Below are 21,782 nucleotides of genomic sequence, written 5' to 3'. Positions count from 1 at the left end.
ATGACCTTCGCACTCGGTCCCAGGGCCTCATCGACGGGCTACGCTCTCGCCGCCTTCGACCGGATCGGTTCGACCAACGCCGAAGCCATGGCCCGCGCTCGCGATGGCGAGCGCGGCCCGATGTGGTTCGTGACAACGGAGCAGACGGCGGGCCGAGGCCGCCGGCAGCGCGCCTGGATCGCGCCGCGCGGCAACCTCGCCAGCAGCATCCTCGAAATCATGGACGTCTCTCCCGGTGTCGCGGCAACGCTGGGTTTTGCCGCAGGGCTGTCGCTGGAAAGCGCGCTGCAGAAGCTCAGCATCGAAGCCAATTTGCGCCGCGCCGGCGCCGAGCCTCTGAGATACGCCCTGAAATGGCCCAATGACGTCATGGCGGACGGGCAGAAGCTCGCCGGCATCCTGCTGGAGGCCGAGGCTGTGGCCGGCAATCGCCTAGCCGTGGTGGTCGGTATCGGTACCAACGTCATTGCCGCGCCTGAGGGCACGCCGACGCCGGCGACCTCGCTGGCCGCGCTCGGCGTCAGCGTCAGCGCGGAGGAAGTGTTTACGGCACTGTCGGAGGCTTGGGCCGAGTTCCGCGGCATCTGGGACAATGGCCGTGGCTTTGCCGAAATTCGAAAACTGTGGCTGGAGCGCGCGTTCGGACTTGGCGAGCGGGTCGCGATCCAGACCGGAGCCGCGACGGTCGAAGGCGCGTTCGATACCATCGATGAAACCGGCTGCCTGATCGTCCGCACGGCCGAGGGCAAGCGTATTCCGATCGCCGCGGGCGAAGTCTATTTCGGCGCCGCGGCGTCTGTGGGAGCGGCCTGATGGCGCGGCCGGATGAACTGACCTTTGCGCCGCTCGGCGGTGTCGGCGAGATCGGCATGAACCTGTCGATCTATGGGCTCGGCAACCGCCACCAGCGCTCCTGGCTCGCGGTCGATCTCGGCGTCTCCTTCGGCGACGAGGAGCACCTGCCGGGCATCGATTTGATCATGCCTGACATCAGCTTCCTGGAGAAAGAGCGCAACAACCTAATGGGCCTGGTGCTGACGCACGCCCATGAGGATCATTTCGGCGCCATCATCGACCTCTGGCCGAAACTTCAATGCAAGGTCTATGCGACCAAATTCAGCGCCGCGCTGTTCGAGGCCAAATGCGCCGCCGAGCGCAATCCGCCCAAAATCCCGGTAACGGTGGTTCCCTCGGGTGGCCGGATCAATCTTGGGCCGTTCACCGTCGAATTCATCCCGGTCGCGCATTCAATCCCAGAGTCGCATGCGCTGGCGATCCACACCTCCGCCGGTACCGTGCTGCACACCGGCGACTGGAAGATCGATCCGACGCCGATCATCGGCCTTCCGACCGACGAGCGGCGCCTGCGCGAACTCGGCGATGCCGGTGTGCTGGCGCTGGTCGGCGATTCCACCAACGCGGTGCGGGACGGACGCTCGCCCTCGGAAACCGAGGTCGCCGCGACCATCGCCAAGCTGGTGATGGCCGCCAAGGGCCGCGTTGCCGTCACCACCTTCGCCTCCAACGTCGCCCGCCTCAAGGCGGTTGCGGACGCCGCCAAGGCCGCCGATCGCGAGGTGGTGGTGGTCGGCCGTGCCATGGAGCGCGTGGTGCAGGTCGCCCGCGAGACCGGTTATCTCGAAGGCGTGCAGAATTTCCGCGGCGCCGACTATTACGGCCATTTCCCGCCGGACAAGGTGCTGGCGCTGTGCACCGGCAGCCAGGGCGAGCCGCGGGCAGCGCTCGCCCGGATCGCCAATAACGACCATCCGCAGGTGACGCTGAACAAAGGCGACAGCGTGATCTTTTCCTCGCGCACCATCCCCGGCAACGAGAAGGCGGTGGGCGCCATCATCAACGGGCTGGTGGCGCAGGGGATCGAGGTCATCACCGACCGTACCGATCTCGTCCACGTCTCCGGCCATCCGCGCCGCGACGAGCTGCGCGACATGATCACCTGGGTGCGCCCGCAGATCCTGATCCCGGTCCATGGCGAGGCGCTGCATTTGTCAGAGCATGCCAAGCTCGCCCGCGCCGCCGCCGTGCCGAAGGTCCTGACCTGCCGCAATGGCGATCTGGTCAGGCTCGGCCCCGGCGACCCCGCTATTATCGACGAATTGCCGTCGGGCCGGATCTACAAGGACGGCGCGATCCTGGAGGATTCCAAATCCCGCGCCGTGGTGGAACGGCGGCGGATGGGGTTCGCCGGATGCGCCTTCGTGGCAATCGGCGTGACCGACAAGGGCGAGCTGGCCGACGATCCCGAGGTTGATCTCGTCGGCGTCCCCGAGAAGAATGCGGCTGGCGAGATCATCGACGAGATCGTGTTCGATACGGTGGTCACGACCGTCGAAGGCCTGCCGCGGGCGCGGAGGCGCGATCCGGACGCCACAGCGGAATCGGTCCGCCGCGCGGTGCGGGCGGTCATCAACGAGCAATGGGGCAAGAAGCCGATTTGCGTCGTTCATGTTCTGGTGGTTTGAGGTAGAAAGCGTCCGGACGGCTGGCCGCCGGAAACGAAGTAGGGAGTAGGGCGTCATGCTGGGCCGGCTCAATCATGTGGCAATCGCGGTCAAGGATGCGGAAAAGGCTGCCAAAATCTATGGCGGCGCGTTCGGCGCCGAAATCTCCGGCGCGGTGCCGCTGCCGGAGCATGGCGTCATCACCGTGTTCGTGACGCTGCCCAACACCAAGATCGAATTCATCCAGCCGCTCGGTGACGCCTCGCCGATCGCCAAGTTCGTCGAGCGCAACGCCGACGGCGGCATCCATCACATCTGCTACGATGTGCCTGATATCATCGCCGCGCGCGACAAGCTGATCGCGGAGGGCGCGCGCGTGCTCGGCGACGGCATGCCGAAGATCGGTGCGCATGGCAAGCCGGTGCTGTTTTTCCACCCGAAGGATTTCTCCGGCGCGCTCGTCGAAATCGAACAGGCCTGAACCCTTATGGCCTACAGCATCTCAACCGCGCTTGCGATCTACTTCGTGCTCTGGTGGGTCGTGCTGTTCGTGACGCTGCCGTTCGGCGTCCGCAGCCAGCATGAGGATGGGGAGGGCGCGCCCGGCACCGACCCCGGCGCGCCGGTGATGGCGCGGATGGGCTGGAAGCTGCTCTGGACCACGCTGATCTCGGGCGTGGTGTTCGGCATCGGAATGTGGGCCTATCACCAGGGGCTTTTGAATATCGAGCGGCTGTCGAAGCTGATGGGTCTGCCGTTCTGATCCGGCGCGATCTGAAAAGGCGCTAGTCGAACGCGACGCCAATTCGTTTTTCGTTTCGCCAGGCAACCCGGCAGTAGCGACGCGTGTGAGTGCCCGAGATCACCAACCAGAAGCTATCGGGAATGCCGAGTTGGCTGGCAACTTCAATCGCGGCACCCGTGTCAGATACGTTCCGGATGGTGCAGTCGATGACGCCGCCATTGAACTCGATCGATCCTGCCTTCAATACCCGGTGCCGGGGCGCCGCGCGATGGTTGTTCATGATCTGAAGCGGTTCAGGCGCCTTGGGCTTTTCTTCCTTCGCCGTTTGTTGCTGCAGCAGCCCTTGGGCGTGCCGCGTTGCGGTCTGGATGGTTTCGTCCGTTAGTGTAGGCCGGATTCTGGCCCAGGCGAGCCGGAAGCGGACCTGGCAGTCCTTGAAATTGATGGCGGGCCCCCGGTCATTGGGGGTCGGGGGAAGCCCATAGACCGTGCAGGCCCACCACCAGTGCGGGCCGTCCGCCTGCTTCATGATCCGTCCGATCGGGAAGCCGCGCCAGACCACCTCAAAGTCGTCGTCCTGGCGGGCGCCGCCAACGACGGTGGGCCGCAATGCAATCGTTTCCAGATCGTCAGTCGTCATCGGATGTCCCTGATCCGATCATGTAGGCCGGATGATACCGTTAGTCACATCCGGGCGATCGGGACAATAGCCCGCTGGCCGAAATCATTGGTAAATTCCGGCTCTGACAAATCCGGCGGGATCGGCTAGTTGTGCCGCCGGGTCAGTTCCACCTGGGGGAAATCAATGAATTTTCAGCGCATTTTATTATTGTTTGTTGTCCTGCTCGCCGCCGGCCTTGCCGGATCGTTCTACATGAACTGGAAAATCCTGGGGCAGCTTCGGACAGTGAAAGCCTTCGTTGAGAGCTCCGTCTTCGCCGATGCGGTCGCGGCCTGCGAGAGGGCGCAGAGCACGACCCCATTCAAATGGACCGATGGCAAGCGGACCGCGGTCATTGGCCTGACCTCCGTGAAGCTGAACAAGGACACGATCATCCCAAGCTACACGCTAGTCGCCGATAGCGTGTTTTGCGACTATGACCCGATCAAGAAAAAGGCCGATATCGGCTCGAACTTCCTGGAACGGGAAACATTCTAGGCGCTGGCGATACGTGGTGCGTGAGTTCGCAAATGGCGTCGGAAGAAGCCGAAGGGATCATCGATCTGTACCAGCGCAAGGCACTGGACTGGATCGAGAGTCGAGCGCGCACCAAACTTATTGAAAAGCCATGGCTCGACCGTTTCCGGGCGCTGCTGCCGCCTGCGGGCCCGATCCTCGATCTCGGCTGCGGCTCCGCCGAGCCGATGGCCGCTTATCTGATCGGGCTTGGTCATCCCGTCACTGGCGTGGATTCCTCCTCGACCATGATCGAGGTTTGCCGAAAGCATTTTCCCAAGCAGGAATGGATCGTGGCCGATATGCGTCGGCTTGCCTTGCAGCGGCAATTCTCCGGCATCCTGGCGTGGGACAGTTTCTTTCATCTGTCTTGCGACGATCAGCGCCGGATGTTTCCGCTGTTTCGCGAACACGCAGCGCCGAACGCGGCGCTGATGTTCACCAGCGGTCCCGTGCATGGCGAGGCAATCGGGAGTTTTGCAGGCGAGCCGCTGTACCATGCGAGCCTCGCTCCGGCCGAATATCGTTCATTGCTCGATCAGAACGGGTTTCGCGTGGTGGTGTATATCGCCGAAGATCCCGACTGCGGCGGCCACACCATCTGGCTCGCGCAGCTCATTTGAGACGTTGGGACAACTGTGGACGGTGAACGCGCTGGCCGCCGGCAACGCCTTGCGGCTATGATCCAGCCAAGAAAGGCCGGATCAAGTTCCTGAAACGGGAGTGAACCGCAACTCCCGGCGCCGGCATGGGGGGAGACCACGATGAGTTCACAGCGCCGATCATTGGCTGATCCGCGGGAGAGCGAGTATCGAATTCTTCACGAGGCCGATCTGCGGGATTACCTCGCAGGACTTCCGGAGGTCGCCGGATGGCTCGGCGGCGCACCCGCGTCATGGTCGATCAGCGAAGTCGGTGATGGCAACCTCAATCTCGTATTCATCGTCAAGGGTGCGGCGGGCGGCGTTGCCGTCAAGCAGGCGCTGCCTTACGTGCGCCTCGTCGGCGAAAGCTGGCCGCTGCCGCTGTCGCGCTCGCATTACGAATATCTGGCGCTGACGCATCAGGCGCGGCTGGCGCCCGGTCTGGTGCCTGTTGTGCTGCACCACAACGAGGGGCTGGCGCTTGTCGTCATGGAATTGCTCAAGCCGCATATCATCATGCGCAAGGGGCTGGTGGCCGGCACGCTCTATCCCCGCTTTGTCGGAGACATCACGACCTTTCTGGCGCGGACGCTGTTTTTCTCGTCCGATCTGGCGGTGACGGCCGCGCACAAGAAGGAGGGGATCGCCGCCTTCGCCGGCAACCATGCGCTCTGCAAGATCACCGAGGATCTGATCTTCACCGATCCCTACCGCGAGGCCGAGCAGAACCGTTGGACGCAGCCCTGGCTCGATGCGACCGCGGCGGCCTTTCGCGAAGACCTCGACCTGCATATTGCGATATCGCGGCTCAAGCTCAAATTCATGGCCTCTCCGGAAGCCCTGATCCATGGCGACCTCCACACCGGCTCGATCATGGTGACGGAAAGCGCAACCATGGTGATCGATCCTGAATTTGCGTTCTATGGACCGATGGGCTTCGACGTCGGCGCGGTCATCGCCAATCTCCTGATGGCTTATCTGGCGTCCGCCGGTCACGAGCGCTCACTGGGCGAACGGCGGCTGTTCGAGGCCTGGGTGCTGGAAACGATCGAAGACGTCTGGAACGAGTTCGCCCGTGAGTTCCTCGAGCTCTGGCGCACGGAAGGCCACGGCGACGCCTATCCGCGAACGTTGTTTCCCGGCGAGGCAGGAGCTGCGCGTCTGGAGGCCGAGCGTCAGGCCTACATGGCGCGGCTGTTCCGCGACACCGTCGGCTTCTCGGCCGCGAAAATCATCCGCCGCATTCTGGGGCTGGCCCACAACATCGATTTCGAACTGATCGAAGACCCGAAGCGGCGAGCGATCTCCGAGGCGCGCAGCCTGCGGCTGGCGCGGGCAATGATGGTGGATGCGGCTTCATTTCCAACGATCGGCGCCGTGACAAAAGCGGCGCGCGAGATTCGCGACTGGCAGCCGGATTTCCGTTGATGCTCCCCGCGGGGATGGTTGCTCTAAGTGGGGGGCCGCTCGCGCAAGCGCTGCGCATGGACGTTGATGATAGCCGCCAGCAGGATCATACCGCCGATCAAATCTTCAAGCCTGAAACGCGCGCAATAGCTACGACGGCAAGCGTTCGATGGTTCCAGAATTAACCGCCAGCGCGGACATCAAGGTTAACTAACAAGCTTACTCAAGGGATTCGGTTTGCTCGCTTCCACAGGCAAGCTAACCGTCGAAGCTGCATTTTTCGAGACAGTTGTTGTCTCTGCTCACATTTTTCATTCAGGGAGCATTCCCATGGTACGGGTAGCAAAACCGCCGATTCTCGATGCGATCGATCTTGAGCGCGAGATTGAAAAAGAGTTTCGCAAATTTCCGCCCCACGAATCCGGGCCGACCGAATTCGCGCCGCCCTCGGTGCGCGCTCCCGATTTAGGGATGCCGGATTATGTGGAGCACAACGACGGGGCCACGGAGATCGGCAGGCTGTCGGCGGAAGCCGTCGTTCGCGAATACGAAGCTGCGGCAAAGGACATCGAGGCCCTGGGCGTTGAACTCATGGAACAGGCCAGGCAGTGCGAGGCCATGACTCGCGAGGCGCTCGTGGTGACCGAAGAACTGAAGGAAACCGCGGCGCGCTACCGCGCGGAGGCCAAACGCGTCTTCGTTCAAATTGAGAGCTGTTCTTTGTTGACGGCGGAAGTCCGCAAGATCTGCGAGGAAATGAAGGAAAAGATCGCAGCTCCGGCCATGGCCGAAGCCAAAGCCGGGGAGTAAAGCGAGCCACACCGCAGTCCTATTCGGCGGTCCTCTCCCGCAGCCGCTGCGCATAGACGTTGATGATGAGCGCCGCCAGCAGGATCAGGCCGCGGATCAAAATCTTCAGAAAACTGTCGATGTTGACGTGGTCGAGGCCGTTGTTAAGGACGCCGAGCACGAACAGGCCGACGATGGTGTTGCCGATGCCGCCGCGGCCGCCAAAGAGACTGGTGCCGCCGACAACGACGGCGGCGATCGAGTCCAGCAAATAAGTGTCGAACTCGTTCTGCTGCGCGCTGCCGAAATGAGCGACGCCGAGCATGCCGCCGATGCCGGCGCAGACGGCTGAAATCACCATCACGCTGCCGAGGATGAGCTTGACGTTGAGGCCGGAATATTCGGCGGCCTCGCGGTTTCCGCCAACCATGTAGACGTAGCGGCCGAAGCGGGTGTAGGTCAGCACCAGATGGCCGCCGAGCAGCATCAGCGCTGCCACGATCACGATCCAGGGAATGCCGCCGATGGATGTCGATCCGAGCGTCGAGACCAGCGGCGGCACCTTGTAGGCGATCTGGCCGCGCACGAGTAGCGCCGAGATGCCGGCCGCGATCTGCATCATTGCCAGCGTCATGATGAAGGAGGGGATGCCGATGACCGTCAACCCGAACGCGTTGACGAGGCCGAGCAGGGCGCAGAGCGCCAGCGCCAACAAGATCGCGGCCCATCCGGGCATCGGGACATTGGCGATGTTGACGTAGGATTCCTGCAGCGTGAAATAGGCAACTGCGATGCCAGTGACGTTGGCAATCGCGGCGATCGAGAGGTCGATCTCGGCGCAGAGGATTACGAAGGTGAGGCCGACGGCGATGATGCCGGTAACCGAAATCTGGGTGAGGATGTTGCCGAAATTGTCGAGCGTCGCAAAAGAGGGGCTTGCGACCGCGAAGAACGAAAACAGGCAGATCAGCGTCAGGAACGGCGCGATGTTGCGCATCTGGGAGCGCAGTATCGCGGCGAGCCGGTGCGGGCGTTTGCGATCTGCCGCGACTGTCACGCTGTCACCGGTCGTCATGTCGCTCTCCTCATGCCGCCTCGAGCAGGCGGTCCTTGCTGATCCGTTCGTTGGAAAACTCCCGCACCACCGCGCCGCGCTTGAGCACGATGACGCGGTCGGCGAGCGACAGCACCGTCTCCGGCTCGGTGGACAGCACGATGACGGCGAGCCCCTTGGCGCGCAGATCCCTGACGATGTGGATGACGTCGTCCTTGGCGCCAACGTCCATGCCGCGGGTCGGCTCGCACAGCACGAGCAGCCGCGGCGGGTAGCTCAGCCATTTCGCCAGCGCCACCTTCTGCTGATTGCCGCCGGACAGCATGCCGAGATCGAGCTCCACCGCCGCCGGGCGGATCCGCAACTGGTCGACCTGCCGCGTGGCGATCTCGCGCTCACGCGACGGCTTGAGCAGCAGGGATGAAATCCGGTCGAGGACGCTGATCGAGATGTTCTTGTAGACCGGCTCCTGGTGGAACAGCATGTCGCGCCGGCTCTCGGGCACGAAGGCAATCCCGGCGCGCCGCGCATCGGCCGTGCTGCGGAAGCTCTTTTGGTCGCCTGCCACCGTCAGCGAGCCCTGATCGGGTCTCAGTTTGCCGAACAGGATTCGCGCCAGTTCGAGCTGGCCGCATCCCATAAAACCGTAGATGCCGAGCACTTCGCCGGCGCGGACGTCGAACGAAACATCGCGCAGGCTGCGGGAGAGCGAGAGCCCGTTCGCGTTCAGCACGACCGGCCTTTCGGCGGCCGGCGGCAGCATAATGTCGTGCGTATAGGTCTCCTCCAGCGCCTCGCGGCCCTTGCCGATCATCGCCTCGATCAGGGCGGACTTGCTGGTCTGGGCGGCCCTGGTTTCCGCGACCTTCCTGCCGTTGCGGAACACGGTCACGACATCGGAGACGCGCAAGATGTCCTCGATGAAATGCGAAATGAAGACGATGCTGGTGCCTTCGTCCCGCAACCGCTTCAGCGTCGCGAACAGCCGCTCCACTTCCGGCGGCGATAGCGCCGAGGTCGGTTCGTCCAGGATGATGATGCGCGCGCCCGAGAACAGCACGCGGGCGATCTCGATCAGTTGCTGCAACCCGATCGGCAGGTCGCCGAGCCGTGACATCGGGTCGACGTCGATGCCGAACCGCTTGAGTTGCTCGCCGGCTTCGCGCGCCATGCGCCGCCATTGCACGAAGCCGAGGCGGTTGGTCGGCTGGTTGCCGAGAAAGACGTTCTCGGCCACCGACAGGTCGGGCGCCACGCTGAGTTCCTGATGCACCATGGCGATACCCGCAGCATGGGCGTCGCGCACCGACCGGAATCGGGTTTCCTTTCCGTCCAGGATGAAGCGGCCGGAAAAATCCGCATGCACGCCGGCGATGATCTTCATCAGCGTGCTTTTGCCTGCACCGTTCTCGCCGACGAGACCGTGGATCTCGCCGGCGGTCAGCGCGAAATCGACACCACGAAGGGCTTCGACGCCGCCGAAGGCCTTCGTGATCTCTTGCAGTTCGAGGATGGGCTGTTGTCCCGCGGGCATGCTGGTTCAGATCAGGAAGTGGTCCTCCATCCATTGCATGCCGGCGGCGTTGGCCTTGGTCACGACCGGTCCGTCCGTGATGACGTGCTTCGGAATGCCCTGTCCGCTCTTCTCGCCTCCGGTCACTGCGGCGACACCGGCGACGATGGCGCCGCCATGGATACGGCAGGAGGGATTGCGCACGGTCGCGAACATACGGCCTTCGCTCACCGCCTGGATCGCCGGCGGCATGGCGTCGACGCCGCCGATCAGGATGTTGGTGCGGTTGCGCGCCTTCATGATGTTGTAGGCGGCCAGCGCCATGTCGTCATTGTGGAAGAAGGCCGCGTCGATCTGCGGGTGCTTCGTCAGGTAGGTCTCCCATAGCCGAGCTGTCTTCGAGACGTCCCAATCGGCGGGCTGGGTGTCGAGCACCTCGATGTTCGGGAACTGCTTGACGACGGACTCAAAACCCTTGGCGCGGCCCTGTGCGCCGGTATGGCCGAGCGCGCCTTGCGTCATGATGATCTTGCCCTTGCCGCCCATGGCGTTGCAGAGCGCCTGGGTTACCGACGCGCCCATGAATTCATTGTCGGGCGCCAGGAACGAATGCACCTTGATCTGGTCGAGCGGCGCGATCAGCGTGTCCATGTCGATCACGGGAATGCCGGCGTCGATCATCTTCTGCACCGGCTGGGTCAGCGTGCCGATGCCGAATGCCTGGATGGCGACAAAATCCCATTTCTGCGAGGCCATATTGTCGATCGCGGCGCGCTGCTTGACCGCGTCGAGCTGGCCGTCGAACCAGGTGACCTCGACGTTGAACAGCTTGCCCCACCACTCCGCCGCCTGCTTGCCCTGGGCGCACCAGGTCGCCTGCAGGCCGGCGTTGGAGAACGCCGCCTTCAGCGGTTTCTCCGAGCGTGTGGCTGCCGCCAGCGCCGGGTTTATGCCCAATCCTCCGAGCAGGGCGGTCGCTGCGCCAGCCGCGCCCGCCGCCTGAAGAAGGTCGCGTCTGGTCGTTGCGGATTTGTCAGTTCCGGACATCGTTTGCTCCCTCGTTTTGTCTTTGTTATCGCCCTCGGCGTCGATTGCACGCACCGCGGATCGAGGCAGTCTTTCACACTCGGCGCGGTTCCGCCACCGGATGACTTGATCGTCCGTATCAATGAGATCAGGGAAACTTCGGTGCTCGTCGCTTCACTGCGCTGCAACGAGACTTTCGATGTCGCCGAGCAATGTCCGCCACGCCGCGTCGATGTCATCAGACCATTCCGGGCCGATGACCTCACGCAGCGTCTGCGCGACGATGCCGAAGAACGCGACGAACAAGTCGCGCGGCGTGCCAGCGCATGATCCGCCAAAGTGTGCACGGTTTGGTGACAAGATCATGCGCCGATTCAAATGAATAGCGCGCGATCGGACGCAAAACCGGCTTCCACTTTTGCTGATCGCGCGCGGGCGTCGTGCGAGGAGACTTCCGATGTGATCAGGCGGAAATGGCCGGTGCGTTCGCCGGCAAAGTCCAGGATGGCGTCGATCGTAATTGCCAGCATCGAACCCTTGACGAGTTCGCTGCCCTCGGTGCGGAACATCGTCTGCGCTTCTGGATGCGCCTCGAACAGGTGGCGATAGACCAGCGGCGTGAGATCCGCGCAGCGCTCGGCGGCGAGTTCAAAGCTTCGCTCGATCGGATTTGACGATGCCGTCATTATTGTTTGCGATCGTCTCGAAAAAAAAGAGCAGGGCTCGGAGCCCTGCTCAAAAATTGTGTCGACCCTTAATTTCCTCGAAAATTTAGATTTGATCTTGATTGTCGAGGCGACGCTGCTTGTGCGCGTCAGGGCTCCTCCCGAGACTTGGACCACCAAGCTTTGCCTCTCGGCCAGCCTGAGGTTGAATTGGTAGACCATCTTTTTCGTCTTGTCACCATTTTCGGCAACGTTTGTTCAAAATTCCAGCACTCTGCGAAATGATTGGGAAATTGCTACCGTTGGTTGTTGGTTTAGCTACAATACGCCCGAGGCTTGGTATCGGGGTAGGGCGCCCTTCAAATGCTGCAAAAGGCATCTTTTTTCGCCAGCTTTACTCCTTGAAGCTGCAACATAGTTCCGGGAACCTCGTCTCGACTTCGGACCCCTGAGATGATTAAGGTCTGAAGCGGATAGGTTTGCGATGCGTCGGCGGCTGAAGAATTTCCTGCCAATAGTCCTGATTGCGCTACTGGTGCAGATTTTTGCACCGGTCGGCGCATGCTGGGCGGCCAGCATCGCGGCCTCCGATCCGCTCACCGGCGCCGTGATCTGCCATGGCAATGGTGCGCCCGGTGCCGGGCAGTCCGATCAGGCCAATCACCGCGCCCACGACGGATGCTGTTCGGTCTGCAGTGTGCTGCAGACCGGCGCCCCGATCGACACGCCAAAGATTGCCGACATCGTTACTGTCGATCGCCAGCCCGAGCGCGTGGTCTGGATCGAATTCACGCCTGACCGGTTCGCCTCCCGCGCCGGCTCGCACGCGCAGGCGCGCGCGCCACCCTCCGTTTCCTGACCTCCATCCCTGTCGAGATTGGTGCGGCCTTCGGCCGTCACGGTTGATTCACATGAGCAGCCCGGCAGAAGGCCGGCGTCAGGATCGTTCCCATGTTTCGTTATCGTGCCCTTGCCGGGGTGAGCACGCTTGCATTGTGCAGCGTCTCGCTGGCGTTTCCCTCGGCAACACAGGCGCAGACGGCCAGTCAAAGCCTGCCGGCCGTGACGGTCGACGCGCCGCGAACCGCCGCGGCCAGGCCTGCGGCCCGCAGGCCGGCGGCTCGTTCCGCCGCCAGGACGCAGGCGCGGCAGCCGCTGGCCATCGCGCCAACGGCTCCCTCCCTGACCGCCGGTATCACGCCAAGCGTGGCGCGCGCGCTGCTGTACCAGGCGCCGGCCGGCCAGACCCAGACCACGATCGATCGCAGCCAGTTCGACAACCGGCCGGCATTCTCCGTGGCCGACGTGCTGCGCGAGAGCCCGGGCATTTCGGTGAAGCAGGGCAACGGGCCCCGCGATATCGGCATCTCGATCCGCGGTTCAAATGCCCGCAACGGCTTTGGCATCCGCAATCTCGTGATTTTCGATGACGGTTTTCCGGTCACGCAACCGGACGGGCTTTCCCGCAGCGACCTGATCGATCCCAAGGCCTATGGCGCGATTGACGTCATCCGCGGGCCGTCGTCGGCGCTCTTTGGCAACTATGCCACCGGTGGCGCGCTCAATTTCCGCACCCGGCCGGGCCGTACCATCGACGGGGTCGAATACGGCGTCGAAGGCGGCAGCTTCGGCTATCTCAACAATTACCTCGCCGCAGGCAAGCAGGTCGGCAATTTCGAGTACTCGCTGTTTACGAGCGACGCGCGCGGCGATGGGTTTATCCAGAACAGCTGGTTCAATACCCAGACCGTGAATTTTCTCGGCACCCTGCACGCGACGCCCAACGACCGTTTCACGGTCAAGTTCATCAACAACAATCTCGATACAAGGCTGCCGGTTAGGCTGTCGCTCAATCAATATTACCAAAACCCATTCCAGCAGGGCTGCGAGATGGCCGGCGTCGCCGGCTGCGGAACCGTCTCCCTCTTCAACAACGGCTTCAACGGGACCAGAACGCCGCTCACCGCCATACAGGCCGGCCTCGGCCGCGAGGATCGCCGCACCATCGTCGGCGGACGGTGGGAGCACGATTTCGACAACACGACCACCTGGCGCAACCAGTTCGTGTTCGACGATCGCAACATCAATCAGCCGACGGGAACAACCAGCGCGATCGGTGACTTCCCGTCCTACAATTACATGAGTGACGTGACCAAGCGCGGCGAAATCCTCGGCATGGAATCGACGACGTATTTCGGCGCGTTCTACAACACGCTGACGGCATCGAGCGATACGCGCAACGTGATGCCGGGCGGCAATGCGAAGCTTGGTCTGTTGCAAAGCAATACCTGGAGTTCCACCACGAACTACGGTGTCCGCGCGCGCGAAGAGCTCAAGCTCGCTCCCAATCTGACGGCCATTGCCGGCATCGGATGGGAAACCACGCTTTTGAAGGGGATCAATACATCCTACGCCTACAACACGCCCAACGTCCCGACGGCGACGCCGAGACTAGTGTCTGCCGACAGGCAATTCCAGAACACCGCGCCGGAACTGGCGCTGCTCTACAAGCTGAATCCGGAGTGGCTGCTTCGCGCGCGCGTTGCCACCGGATACGGCACGCCACAGGTCGGCAACCTCTTCGTCGATTCCACGGGCGCCAGCGGCAACAACACGCAACTGAAAGCGCAAAAGAACCTGGGCTATGATCTCGGCTTCGACTGGACGCCGAACAGCGCGCTGAAGTTCAGCGTGACCGGCTTCTACGAGTTCTTCAGGGACGAACTCGTGACTCAGGCAACGCCTGCTGGTGCCCCCAACGCAAGCTTCACCTTCAACGCGCCCAAGTCGGAGCATCGCGGGGTGGAGTTGGCCGCTGACTGGAAGTTCTATCCCGGCTGGCGTTTCACGGCGGCGTATACCTATCTCGATCAATACTACACTGAATATACGGAAACTCTCAGGAGCCCCGGCGCAGGTGGAGCGGCCTTCAACTTCAATCGCGCGGGCAACAAGATTCCCGGCGTATCACCGCACGAGCTGACGGCGCGGCTTGGCTATGACCAAATGTGGGGCCCCTTGGCAGGCTTTGGCGCGTTTGTCGAAGTGCAGTGGAAAGACGCGTTCTATATGGACAACGCCAATCTGCTGAAGGCGCCCGGCTACGAATTGGTCAATCTCAACGTGCACTACAAGACGGACCTCCAGTCCGACTACTTCAAGTCACTGAATGTCTACTTTGAAGTTAGAAACGTGTTCGACCGCACGTATGTAGCTTCGGCCAACAATATCGCGAATACGGTGCAAGCAACGGGCATTCCGGACGGTGCGATCGCATTGGCGGGTACGACCGGCTCGATCTACGCGGGATCGCCGCGCGCGTTCATGGCCGGAATGAAACTGGCGTTCAAATGACTGGACAGCCCTGCAGGAGGAATAAAGCCATGCTGCGAATGAGCCTGCTCGCGACGTTCGCTTTCTCGCTTTGCCACACGGCTGCGAATGCGCAGATGAGCCATCACCAGCATGCCTCGGAAGCGGCATGCGAGGAGACAGCGCTGCGCTGCGCGTCGAAAGTCGCACCGGCCTTTGCGCAAGACGGAACGCTGTGGCTCGCCTTCATGGCGGGCGGCCACATCTCGGTGGCTAGTTCGAAGGATGAAGGGCGCAGCTTTTCAACCCCGGTTCAGGTGACACGCGAAAAGCTCACGCTCGATTGGGGGCCGGACGCGCGCCCGCAGATCGTTGTCGAGAAGAACGGCGGCATTGCGCTGGCGTTTTCGCGCTTCAGGGACAAGGCTTTTAATGGCCAGGTGCTGACCACCAGGTCGGCCGATGGCGGCCAAAACTTTGCCGAGCCGCAGCCGATCACAGCGAGTAACGAGAGCCAGCGCTTTGTAGCGCTCGGTCTTGATGCTGATGGTTCGGTGTTTGCGGCCTGGATCGACAAGCGCAACCGGGTGCCAGCGCAACAGGAGGGCAAGAAGTACGAGGGGGCAGGGCTGTTCTTCGCCTCGTCGAAGGACGGTGGCGCGACCTATTCCGAGACGCGGCTGGCAAGCGACAACACCTGCGAATGCTGCCGGCTCGGTCTTGCATTCGCAGGCCCCGGCCGTCCCGTGGTGGTGTTCAGGAACATTTTCGAGGGCGGCGTGCGGGATCATGCGATCATGACGTTCACCGATCCGGCGACGCCGGGCGAGGTTCGCCGCGTCAGTCATGACGAGTGGCAGATCGCCGCGTGCCCGCATCATGGTCCCAGTCTTTCCATCTCGTCCGCGGGCACTTACCACGCGACCTGGTACACCAACGGCAAGGCCCGCAAGGGGCTGTTCTATGCCCGCTCGCAAGACGAGGGCCGCACATTCTCCGATCCGCTTCCGCTCGGCCGCGCCGACCGCAATCCGACGCGGCCATATGTTCTTGCCGGCCCGCACGCCACCACCGTGGTCTGGAAGGAGTTCGACGGCGAGAAGACCGCGGTCAGCGCGATGACCTCGCATGACGAGGGCAAGAGCTGGTCGAAGCCGGTCGCGATCGCCACGACGACTGACACCTCCGATCACCCGCTGCTGGTCAGCAACGGACAGAAGATCTACCTATCCTGGATGACCAAGGCCGACGGCTATCGCCTTCTGCCGATCGGAGACGGATCATGAAGCGCCTCCTGCTCGCCGTTATTTTCCTTATTGCCTGTCTGGGCGCCGCGCCGGGAGCGGAGACGCCGTCCGAGCTCAAGCCGTTCGTGCGCGGAAGCTGGCAGGAAATGCTGCGCTCGCACGCCGGGCGTCCGACACTGGTGCATTTCTGGGGTGTCACCTGCGGCCCGTGCAAGGTCGAACTGCCGCTGCTCGGGCAATTCATGAAGGACCATTCCGAGGTCGACGTCGTGATGATCAGCGCCGATCTCGTCCCGAATCTGGCCGGCGCAACCCGGGCGATGCTGCAGAAGTCGGGGCTCGCGTCGGCGGAAAATTGGATTTTCAGCGACGGCTTTGTCGAACGCCTGCGGTTCGAGATCGACCCGGCCTGGCAGGGCGATATCCCGCGCACGCTCCTGATCGCGCGGGATGGAACCGTCACCACGATCGAAGGTTCAGCAGAAATACCGGACCTCGAAAAATGGTCGGTTCAGCAAAAGGCCGCGAACAAATAAGGACGCAATCCCGCTATTGTGAACATGAACGTTGCATTCTCAAGTTAATGCAACGGCGGCCTCGGTCGTCCGTTGTGCCGGCCATACTTCATAGATCGAAAGACATCCGATGAAACCTGTCCTGCCATTCTTCGCCTTCGCCACCCTGTTTGCTTTCCTGGGCACGCCCGCGCACGCCCAGGAGGTCAAGGCCGGCGACCTCGTCATCACGCAGGCTTGGAGCCGCGCGACGCCGAGCGGCGCGAAGGTCGCTGGCGGCTATCTCACCATCGAGAACAAGGGCGCGTCACCGGATCGGCTGGTTGGCGGCTCCGGCGATATCGCCGGCAAGGTCGAGGTTCACGAGATGGCCATGAACAACGGCGTCATGACCATGCGATCGCTCGACAAGGGGTTGCCGATCGAACCCGGCAAGACCGTCAAGCTCGCGCCGGGCGGCCATCATCTGATGCTGATGGACCTCAAGCAGCCATTCAAGCAGGGCGACAAGATCCCGGTCACGCTTGAATTCGAGAAGGCGGGCAAGGTGACGCTTTCGCTCGACGTGCAGAGCGTCGGTGCAAAGGGGCCGTCCGGCGGTGAAATGAAGCACGATCATTCCGGCATGAAGAAATAGGGCGGTGGTTTTGCGGCGCTGAACAGATTGCAGGTGCGCTGACGCCGCCTTCCGATAATTCTGCAGGATGGGTAGAGCGAAGCGAAACCATCATCGCATGAGCCTGTGTTGCCGGATTGATGGGTATCGCTTGCGCTCCACCCATCCTACGAGCTACGGGCTGCGAAACTAATAATTCACCGCCAAAACGGCCTACAAATCCTCGTTTTCAGAGGCTTTTTAGCCGTTTCCGGCCTTGTCTTTTCGCAGCCGATCCGCTTTCACTGCACCTTCTTTCGGTAGCCCGCTGATTCCTCGAGTTGACCCATGCGATTGTCTCGGTTTTTTCTGCCCATCCTGAAGGAGAATCCGAAAGAGGCGGAGATCGTCTCGCATCGGCTGATGCTGCGCGCTGGGATGATGCGGCAGGAAGCGGCCGGCATTTATGCCTGGTTGCCGCTCGGATTTCGGGTGCTGAAGAAGATCGAGCAGATCGTGCGCGAGGAACAGGACCGCGCCGGCGCGCTGGAACTGTTGATGCCGACGCTGCAGCTTGCCGACCTCTGGCGCGAAAGCGGCCGCTACGATGCCTACGGCCCGGAGATGCTGCGCATCGCCGACCGCCACAAGCGCGAATTGCTGTACGGGCCGACCAATGAGGAAATGATCACCGAGATCTTCCGCGCCTACGTCAAATCCTACAGGAACCTGCCGCTCAATCTCTATCACATCCAGTGGAAGTTCCGTGACGAGCAGCGCCCGCGCTTCGGCGTGATGCGCGGCCGCGAATTCCTGATGAAGGACGCCTATTCCTTCGACATCGACGAGGCGGCGGCGCGCCGCGCCTATAACAAGATGTTCGTCGCCTATTTGCGCACCTTCGCGCGGATGGGATTGAAGGCGATCCCGATGCGCGCCGAGACTGGGCCGATCGGCGGCGACCTCAGCCACGAGTTCATCGTGCTGGCGGAGACCGGCGAATCCGGCGTGTTCTGCAACAGCGATGTGCTCAACCTGCCGATTCCACCGGACGATGTCGATTATGACGGCGATTTGACGCCGATCATCAAGCAGTGGACGTCGGTCTATGCGGCAACCGAGGACGTTCACGATGCCGCGCGCTACGAAAGCGAAGTGCCGGCCGACAAGCGCGTCAACACGCGTGGCATCGAGGTCGGCCAGATCTTCTATTTCGGCACCAAATATTCCGACGCGATGAAGGCGCTGGTCGCCGGCCCCGACGGCGTCGACGTGCCGATCCATGGCGGTTCCTACGGGGTCGGCGTCTCGCGCCTGGTTGGCGCCATCATCGAGGCCTGCCATGACGATGCCGGCATCAAATGGCCGGACGCCGTGGCGCCGTTCACGGCCGTGATCCTGAACCTGAAGCAGGGCGATGCTGCCGTCGATGGCGCCTGCGAGAAACTCTATCGCGAGCTTCAGGCCAAGGGCGTCGATGTGCTTTATGACGATACCGACCAGCGCGCCGGCGCGAAATTCGCCGCCGCTGACTTGATCGGCATCCCCTGGCAAATTCTGGTAGGTCCCAAGGGCCTCGCCGAGGGCAAGCTCGAGATCAAGCGGCGCAGCGACGGCTCGCGCGAGAATCTCAGCCCGGCCGATGTGGTGGCGAAGATCGCGGGATAAGATATCCACCGCGACGGTAATGTTGGTCAATAAGGCCACATTTGGCCCGAATCATGGGATTATCGAGTAATGGATGAGACCATGAGCGATACAGCCCGAACCAAGCCTTTTGCGCCCTTCGAATGGCTGTTGTCCGGGCGTTACCTGCGCGCGCGCCGCAGGGAAGGTTTCATTTCCGTCATCGCCGGCTTTTCGTTCCTCGGCATCATGCTCGGCGTCGCCACGCTGATCATCGTGATGGCCGTCATGAACGGCTTTCGCAAGGAACTCCTGGACAAGATCCTCGGGCTGAACGGCCATCTTCTGGTGCAGCCGCTGGAATCGCCCCTGACCGACTGGAAGGATGTCGCCGAGCGTATCAGCCAGCTTGAGGGCATTCGTCTTGCCGCGCCGGTCGTGGACGGCCAGGCGCTGGCGTCTTCCGCCTTCAACGCCGCCGGCGTGCTGGTGCGCGGTATGCGATCTGCGGACCTCAACAAGCTCACCTCGATCGCCAAGAACATCAAGCAGGGCACGCTGGAGGGGTTTGACGAGGGGCAGGGCGTGACCATCGGACGACGGCTCGCCGATCAATTGTCGCTGCATGCCGGCGACACCATTACGCTGGTCGCGCCCAAGGGCGCGGTGACGCCGATGGGAACCACGCCGCGCATCAAGCCTTACAAGGTGGCGGCCGTGTTCGAGATCGGCATGTCGGAATATGACGCCAGCTTCGTGTTCATGCCGCTGCCGGAGTCGCAGGCCTATTTCAACCGCAAGGACGACGTGACCGCGATCGAGGTATTCACCACCAATCCCGACCGCATCGACGCCTTCCGCAAGAGCGTGACGGAGGCCGCCGGGCGCCCGGTGTTCCTGGTCGACTGGCGGCAGCGCAACTCGACCTTCTTCAACGCGCTTCAGGTCGAGCGCAACGTGATGTTCTTGATCCTGACCATGATCGTGCTGGTTGCCGCGCTCAACATCGTTTCCGGCCTGATCATGCTGGTCAAGGACAAGGGGCAGGACATCGCGATCCTGCGCACCATGGGTGCCTCGCAGGGCTCGATCATGCGGATCTTCCTGATCACGGGCGCCGCGATTGGCGTGGTCGGCACGCTGACCGGGTTCTTCGTCGGCATGCTGATCTGCCTGAACATCGAATCCATCAGGCAGTTCCTGTCCTGGATGACCAACACCGAATTGTTCTCGCCGGAACTCTATTTCCTCTCGCGCCTGCCGGCCGAGATCGATTTCGGCGAAACCACTGCGGTCGTCATCATGGCGCTGACGCTGTCGTTCCTGGCGACGCTCTATCCGTCGTGGCGCGCCGCGCGGCTCGATCCCGTCGACGCTCTCCGGTATGAGTGAGGGCGAGATGGCCGAAGAGGCGGAAGACGTACCGGTTATCTATCTCCACGAGATAAAACGCGAGTACAGGCAGGGCGAGGCGACGCTGACGATTCTGAACGGCGCCAAGCTCGCGCTGTGGGCGGGACAGTCGGTGGCGCTGGTGGCGCCGTCGGGGTCGGGCAAGTCGACGTTGCTGCATATCGCTGGCCTGCTCGAAACCCCCGATGATGGCGAGGTCTATGTCGCGGGCACGCCGACCTCGCAATTATCAGACATCGACCGCACCCAGATCCGCCGCTCCGACATCGGCTTCGTCTATCAGTCGCATCGGCTGCTGCCGGAATTCACCGCGCTCGAAAACGTCATGCTGCCGCAGATGATCCGCGGCCTGAAACGTTCCGAGACCATCAAGCGCTCGCAGGAGATTTTGGCCTATCTCGGCCTCGGTGACCGCATAACGCACCGCCCGGCCGAACTCTCCGGCGGCGAACAGCAGCGCGTCGCCATCGCGCGCGCGGTCGCCAATGCGCCGCGGGTGCTACTCGCGGACGAGCCGACCGGCAATCTCGATCCGACCACGGCTGACCATGTCTTCAATGCGTTGATGCAGCTTGTGAAGGCGACTCAGGTCGCGATGCTGATCGCCACCCACAACATGGAATTGGCCGGTCGGATGGACCGGCGGGTGTCGCTGGTCGACGGCCAAGTCGTCGAAATGGACTAAAGCGTGATGACTTTTCTTCGGATCGTCATTCCGCTTTTTCTTTTGTTTGAGCATGATCTCCGCGCAAACGCGTTCCGCGTTTGTCGCGAGGGAAAACCGCTACACACTTTTCCGGGTCATGCTCTAACGGAGTCAGTAGCCGCTGCGGTACCGCTTATTGCGAGGTGCCGACGGCCCCTGAGAAGCATAGGCGAAATAGGGATTGATAACGCACTGCGCCGAGCGGCCCGACGCGGTCGCGTTGCATTGGGGTAGCGACGTATAAGCACATTCGTAATAGCTGATCCTGCCATAGACATGCAGGCAAACCGGATAGCTGGGATCGTACGTCTGCGCTTGCGCCGGTACAGCCGCCGAGGCCGCGCCGATCGCTAAAATTGCCAAAGCCAGATTGCGCATCAGAACCTCCTTGAGAGCGCGGCCGATCCGCGAGGGCTGACGGCCAGCAGATATTCGACGCGACCGGGCGTCAAATCACGTTCACGCGTTGTAGGCGTGCGCAGGCGCGTGTGCGGAATGTCTCGCGGGCGGACAGCCGCGCCGCTCGTTATCTGCCGTAAGCGGGGGCGGGCGGCAGCGCGCGGCCGGGCAGCGGGCGGTAGGCGGAGGGCGGTGGTTCGCTCTCGCCGATATAATAGGGATTGGCGATGCAGTAGAGAAAGCGCCCCGACGCGGTCGCCTGACACTGCTCGTAGCTCGTGAAGGTGCAGTAGCTCAGTCCCGGATACTCGTTGCCCTGAAGGCAGAACGGATATCTTGTGCCGACGGCTTCGGCGGGAGCGGCACCGATAACTGCCAATCCGCTCGCGGCCAGCACGGCCAGAATCGCTCTACGCATTTCGAATCTCCTTCATGGCGCATCGGCGTTTTGCGCTGTTCCATTTTCGTCGACAAGCCGCAGCTGCGC

At 62.4% G+C, this 21,782-nt stretch carries 23 protein-coding genes and 1 pseudogene; 16 read left to right on the top strand and 8 right to left on the bottom strand.

All coding sequences use genetic code 11. The annotated features are described in order from the left end of the window. Genes AC0QUY_RS00770 through AC0QUY_RS00755 form a run of 4 tightly spaced genes read left to right on the top strand, consistent with a single transcriptional unit; the run spans position 1 to position 3,225 of the window. On the top strand, positions 1-813 hold the full coding sequence (locus AC0QUY_RS00770; RefSeq protein WP_475385375.1) for a biotin--[acetyl-CoA-carboxylase] ligase: 813 nt from the start codon (positions 1-3) through the stop codon (positions 811-813). Beyond that, complete coding sequence (locus AC0QUY_RS00765) at positions 813-2,483, top strand: ribonuclease J (RefSeq protein WP_475385374.1); 1,671 nt, start codon at positions 813-815, stop codon at positions 2,481-2,483. The genes AC0QUY_RS00770 and AC0QUY_RS00765 overlap by 1 nt, the downstream gene beginning before the upstream one ends. A 55-nt stretch (positions 2,484-2,538) precedes the next feature. Beyond that, positions 2,539-2,943 (top strand): methylmalonyl-CoA epimerase, encoded by a 405-nt coding sequence (gene mce / locus AC0QUY_RS00760; RefSeq protein ID WP_475385373.1) that lies wholly within the window; start codon positions 2,539-2,541, stop codon positions 2,941-2,943. Between the two features lie 6 nt (positions 2,944-2,949). Continuing rightward, the gene (locus AC0QUY_RS00755; protein WP_065750677.1) at positions 2,950-3,225 is read left to right on the top strand and encodes a DUF1467 family protein; all 276 of its coding nucleotides are present in this window, start codon (positions 2,950-2,952) and stop codon (positions 3,223-3,225) included. Between the two features lie 22 nt (positions 3,226-3,247). Here the strand turns inward: AC0QUY_RS00755 and AC0QUY_RS00750 are convergent, their stop codons facing one another. Further along, positions 3,248-3,487, bottom strand: a complete 240-nt coding sequence (locus AC0QUY_RS00750; RefSeq protein ID WP_161856704.1) for a PilZ domain-containing protein — start codon at positions 3,485-3,487, stop codon at positions 3,248-3,250. A 489-nt stretch (positions 3,488-3,976) separates the two neighbouring features. Here AC0QUY_RS00750 and AC0QUY_RS00745 point away from each other — a divergent pair, with 489 nt between their 5' ends. The 4 genes from AC0QUY_RS00745 (at position 3,977) to AC0QUY_RS00730 (ending at position 7,245) form a co-directional block, all read left to right on the top strand. Next, the gene (locus AC0QUY_RS00745; protein ID WP_475385372.1) at positions 3,977-4,366 is read left to right on the top strand and encodes a hypothetical protein; all 390 of its coding nucleotides are present in this window, start codon (positions 3,977-3,979) and stop codon (positions 4,364-4,366) included. A 32-nt stretch (positions 4,367-4,398) separates the two neighbouring features. Continuing rightward, positions 4,399-5,007 carry a class I SAM-dependent methyltransferase gene (locus AC0QUY_RS00740; RefSeq protein WP_475385371.1) on the top strand — a complete coding sequence of 203 codons (609 nt, stop codon included), beginning with the start codon at positions 4,399-4,401 and terminating at the stop codon, positions 5,005-5,007. 141 nt (positions 5,008-5,148) lie between these two features. Next, on the top strand, positions 5,149-6,456 hold the full coding sequence (mtnK, locus tag AC0QUY_RS00735; RefSeq protein ID WP_475385370.1) for an S-methyl-5-thioribose kinase: 1,308 nt from the start codon (positions 5,149-5,151) through the stop codon (positions 6,454-6,456). A 309-nt stretch (positions 6,457-6,765) separates the two neighbouring features. Next, entirely contained in the window at positions 6,766-7,245 is a 480-nt protein-coding gene (locus tag AC0QUY_RS00730; RefSeq protein ID WP_161854897.1) for a hypothetical protein, read from the top strand. Positions 7,246-7,264: 19 nt separating this feature from the next. Here AC0QUY_RS00730 and AC0QUY_RS00725 read toward each other — a convergent pair whose 3' ends face one another. The 5 genes and pseudogenes from AC0QUY_RS00725 to AC0QUY_RS00705 form a co-directional block, all read right to left on the bottom strand. Then, a complete protein-coding gene (locus AC0QUY_RS00725) occupies positions 7,265-8,299 on the bottom strand; it encodes an ABC transporter permease (protein ID WP_475385369.1) in 1,035 nt (344 codons plus the stop codon). Between the two features lie 10 nt (positions 8,300-8,309). Further along, positions 8,310-9,812: a sugar ABC transporter ATP-binding protein gene (locus AC0QUY_RS00720; RefSeq protein WP_161854895.1), complete on the bottom strand. Its 1,503-nt coding sequence runs from the start codon at positions 9,810-9,812 to the stop codon at positions 8,310-8,312. A 6-nt stretch (positions 9,813-9,818) separates the two neighbouring features. Continuing rightward, positions 9,819-10,838 (bottom strand): sugar ABC transporter substrate-binding protein, encoded by a 1,020-nt coding sequence (locus AC0QUY_RS00715; RefSeq protein ID WP_161854894.1) that lies wholly within the window; start codon positions 10,836-10,838, stop codon positions 9,819-9,821. A gap of 153 nt (positions 10,839-10,991) precedes the next feature. Beyond that, positions 10,992-11,183 carry a hypothetical protein gene (locus tag AC0QUY_RS00710; protein WP_475385521.1) on the bottom strand — a complete coding sequence of 64 codons (192 nt, stop codon included), beginning with the start codon at positions 11,181-11,183 and terminating at the stop codon, positions 10,992-10,994. Positions 11,184-11,249: 66 nt separating this feature from the next. Continuing rightward, a pseudogene (locus tag AC0QUY_RS00705) lies at positions 11,250-11,503 on the bottom strand (globin); the annotation flags it as partial. 463 nt (positions 11,504-11,966) lie between these two features. Here AC0QUY_RS00705 and AC0QUY_RS00700 point away from each other — a divergent pair. The 8 genes from AC0QUY_RS00700 (at position 11,967) to AC0QUY_RS00665 (ending at position 20,875) form a co-directional block, all read left to right on the top strand. Then, the gene (locus tag AC0QUY_RS00700; protein WP_475385368.1) at positions 11,967-12,341 is read left to right on the top strand and encodes a DUF2946 domain-containing protein; all 375 of its coding nucleotides are present in this window, start codon (positions 11,967-11,969) and stop codon (positions 12,339-12,341) included. A 92-nt stretch (positions 12,342-12,433) separates the two neighbouring features. Then, a complete protein-coding gene (locus tag AC0QUY_RS00695; protein WP_475385367.1) occupies positions 12,434-14,836 on the top strand; it encodes a TonB-dependent receptor family protein in 2,403 nt (800 codons plus the stop codon). Positions 14,837-14,865: 29 nt separating this feature from the next. Continuing rightward, the gene (locus tag AC0QUY_RS00690) at positions 14,866-16,080 is read left to right on the top strand and encodes a sialidase family protein (RefSeq protein ID WP_475385366.1); all 1,215 of its coding nucleotides are present in this window, start codon (positions 14,866-14,868) and stop codon (positions 16,078-16,080) included. After that, entirely contained in the window at positions 16,077-16,577 is a 501-nt protein-coding gene (locus AC0QUY_RS00685; protein WP_475385365.1) for a TlpA family protein disulfide reductase, read from the top strand. Before AC0QUY_RS00690 ends, AC0QUY_RS00685 begins: the two co-directional genes overlap by 4 nt. 109 nt (positions 16,578-16,686) lie before the next feature. Continuing rightward, a complete protein-coding gene (locus AC0QUY_RS00680) occupies positions 16,687-17,193 on the top strand; it encodes a copper chaperone PCu(A)C (RefSeq protein ID WP_475385364.1) in 507 nt (168 codons plus the stop codon). Between the two features lie 306 nt (positions 17,194-17,499). Continuing rightward, positions 17,500-18,819, top strand: coding sequence for a proline--tRNA ligase (proS, locus tag AC0QUY_RS00675; protein WP_161854884.1), 1,320 nt, complete (start codon positions 17,500-17,502; stop codon positions 18,817-18,819). 69 nt (positions 18,820-18,888) lie between these two features. Further along, positions 18,889-20,169, top strand: coding sequence for a lipoprotein-releasing ABC transporter permease subunit (locus tag AC0QUY_RS00670; protein WP_475385363.1), 1,281 nt, complete (start codon positions 18,889-18,891; stop codon positions 20,167-20,169). 7 nt (positions 20,170-20,176) lie between these two features. Further along, the gene (locus AC0QUY_RS00665; protein ID WP_057834405.1) at positions 20,177-20,875 is read left to right on the top strand and encodes an ABC transporter ATP-binding protein; all 699 of its coding nucleotides are present in this window, start codon (positions 20,177-20,179) and stop codon (positions 20,873-20,875) included. A 132-nt stretch (positions 20,876-21,007) separates the two neighbouring features. Here the strand turns inward: AC0QUY_RS00665 and AC0QUY_RS00660 are convergent, their stop codons facing one another. Together AC0QUY_RS00660 and AC0QUY_RS00655 are read right to left on the bottom strand one after the other, a co-directional pair. Then, complete coding sequence (locus AC0QUY_RS00660) at positions 21,008-21,274, bottom strand: DUF3551 domain-containing protein (protein WP_161854881.1); 267 nt, start codon at positions 21,272-21,274, stop codon at positions 21,008-21,010. A gap of 148 nt (positions 21,275-21,422) precedes the next feature. After that, positions 21,423-21,713 (bottom strand): DUF3551 domain-containing protein, encoded by a 291-nt coding sequence (locus AC0QUY_RS00655; protein WP_161854880.1) that lies wholly within the window; start codon positions 21,711-21,713, stop codon positions 21,423-21,425. Positions 21,714-21,782: the final 69 nt, after the last annotated feature.

The sequence above is a fragment of the Bradyrhizobium sp. WYCCWR15520 genome, from assembly GCF_056174665.1.
The sequence above is the reverse complement of the archived record's forward strand: the minus strand, read 5'-3'. Positions and strand labels throughout refer to the sequence as shown.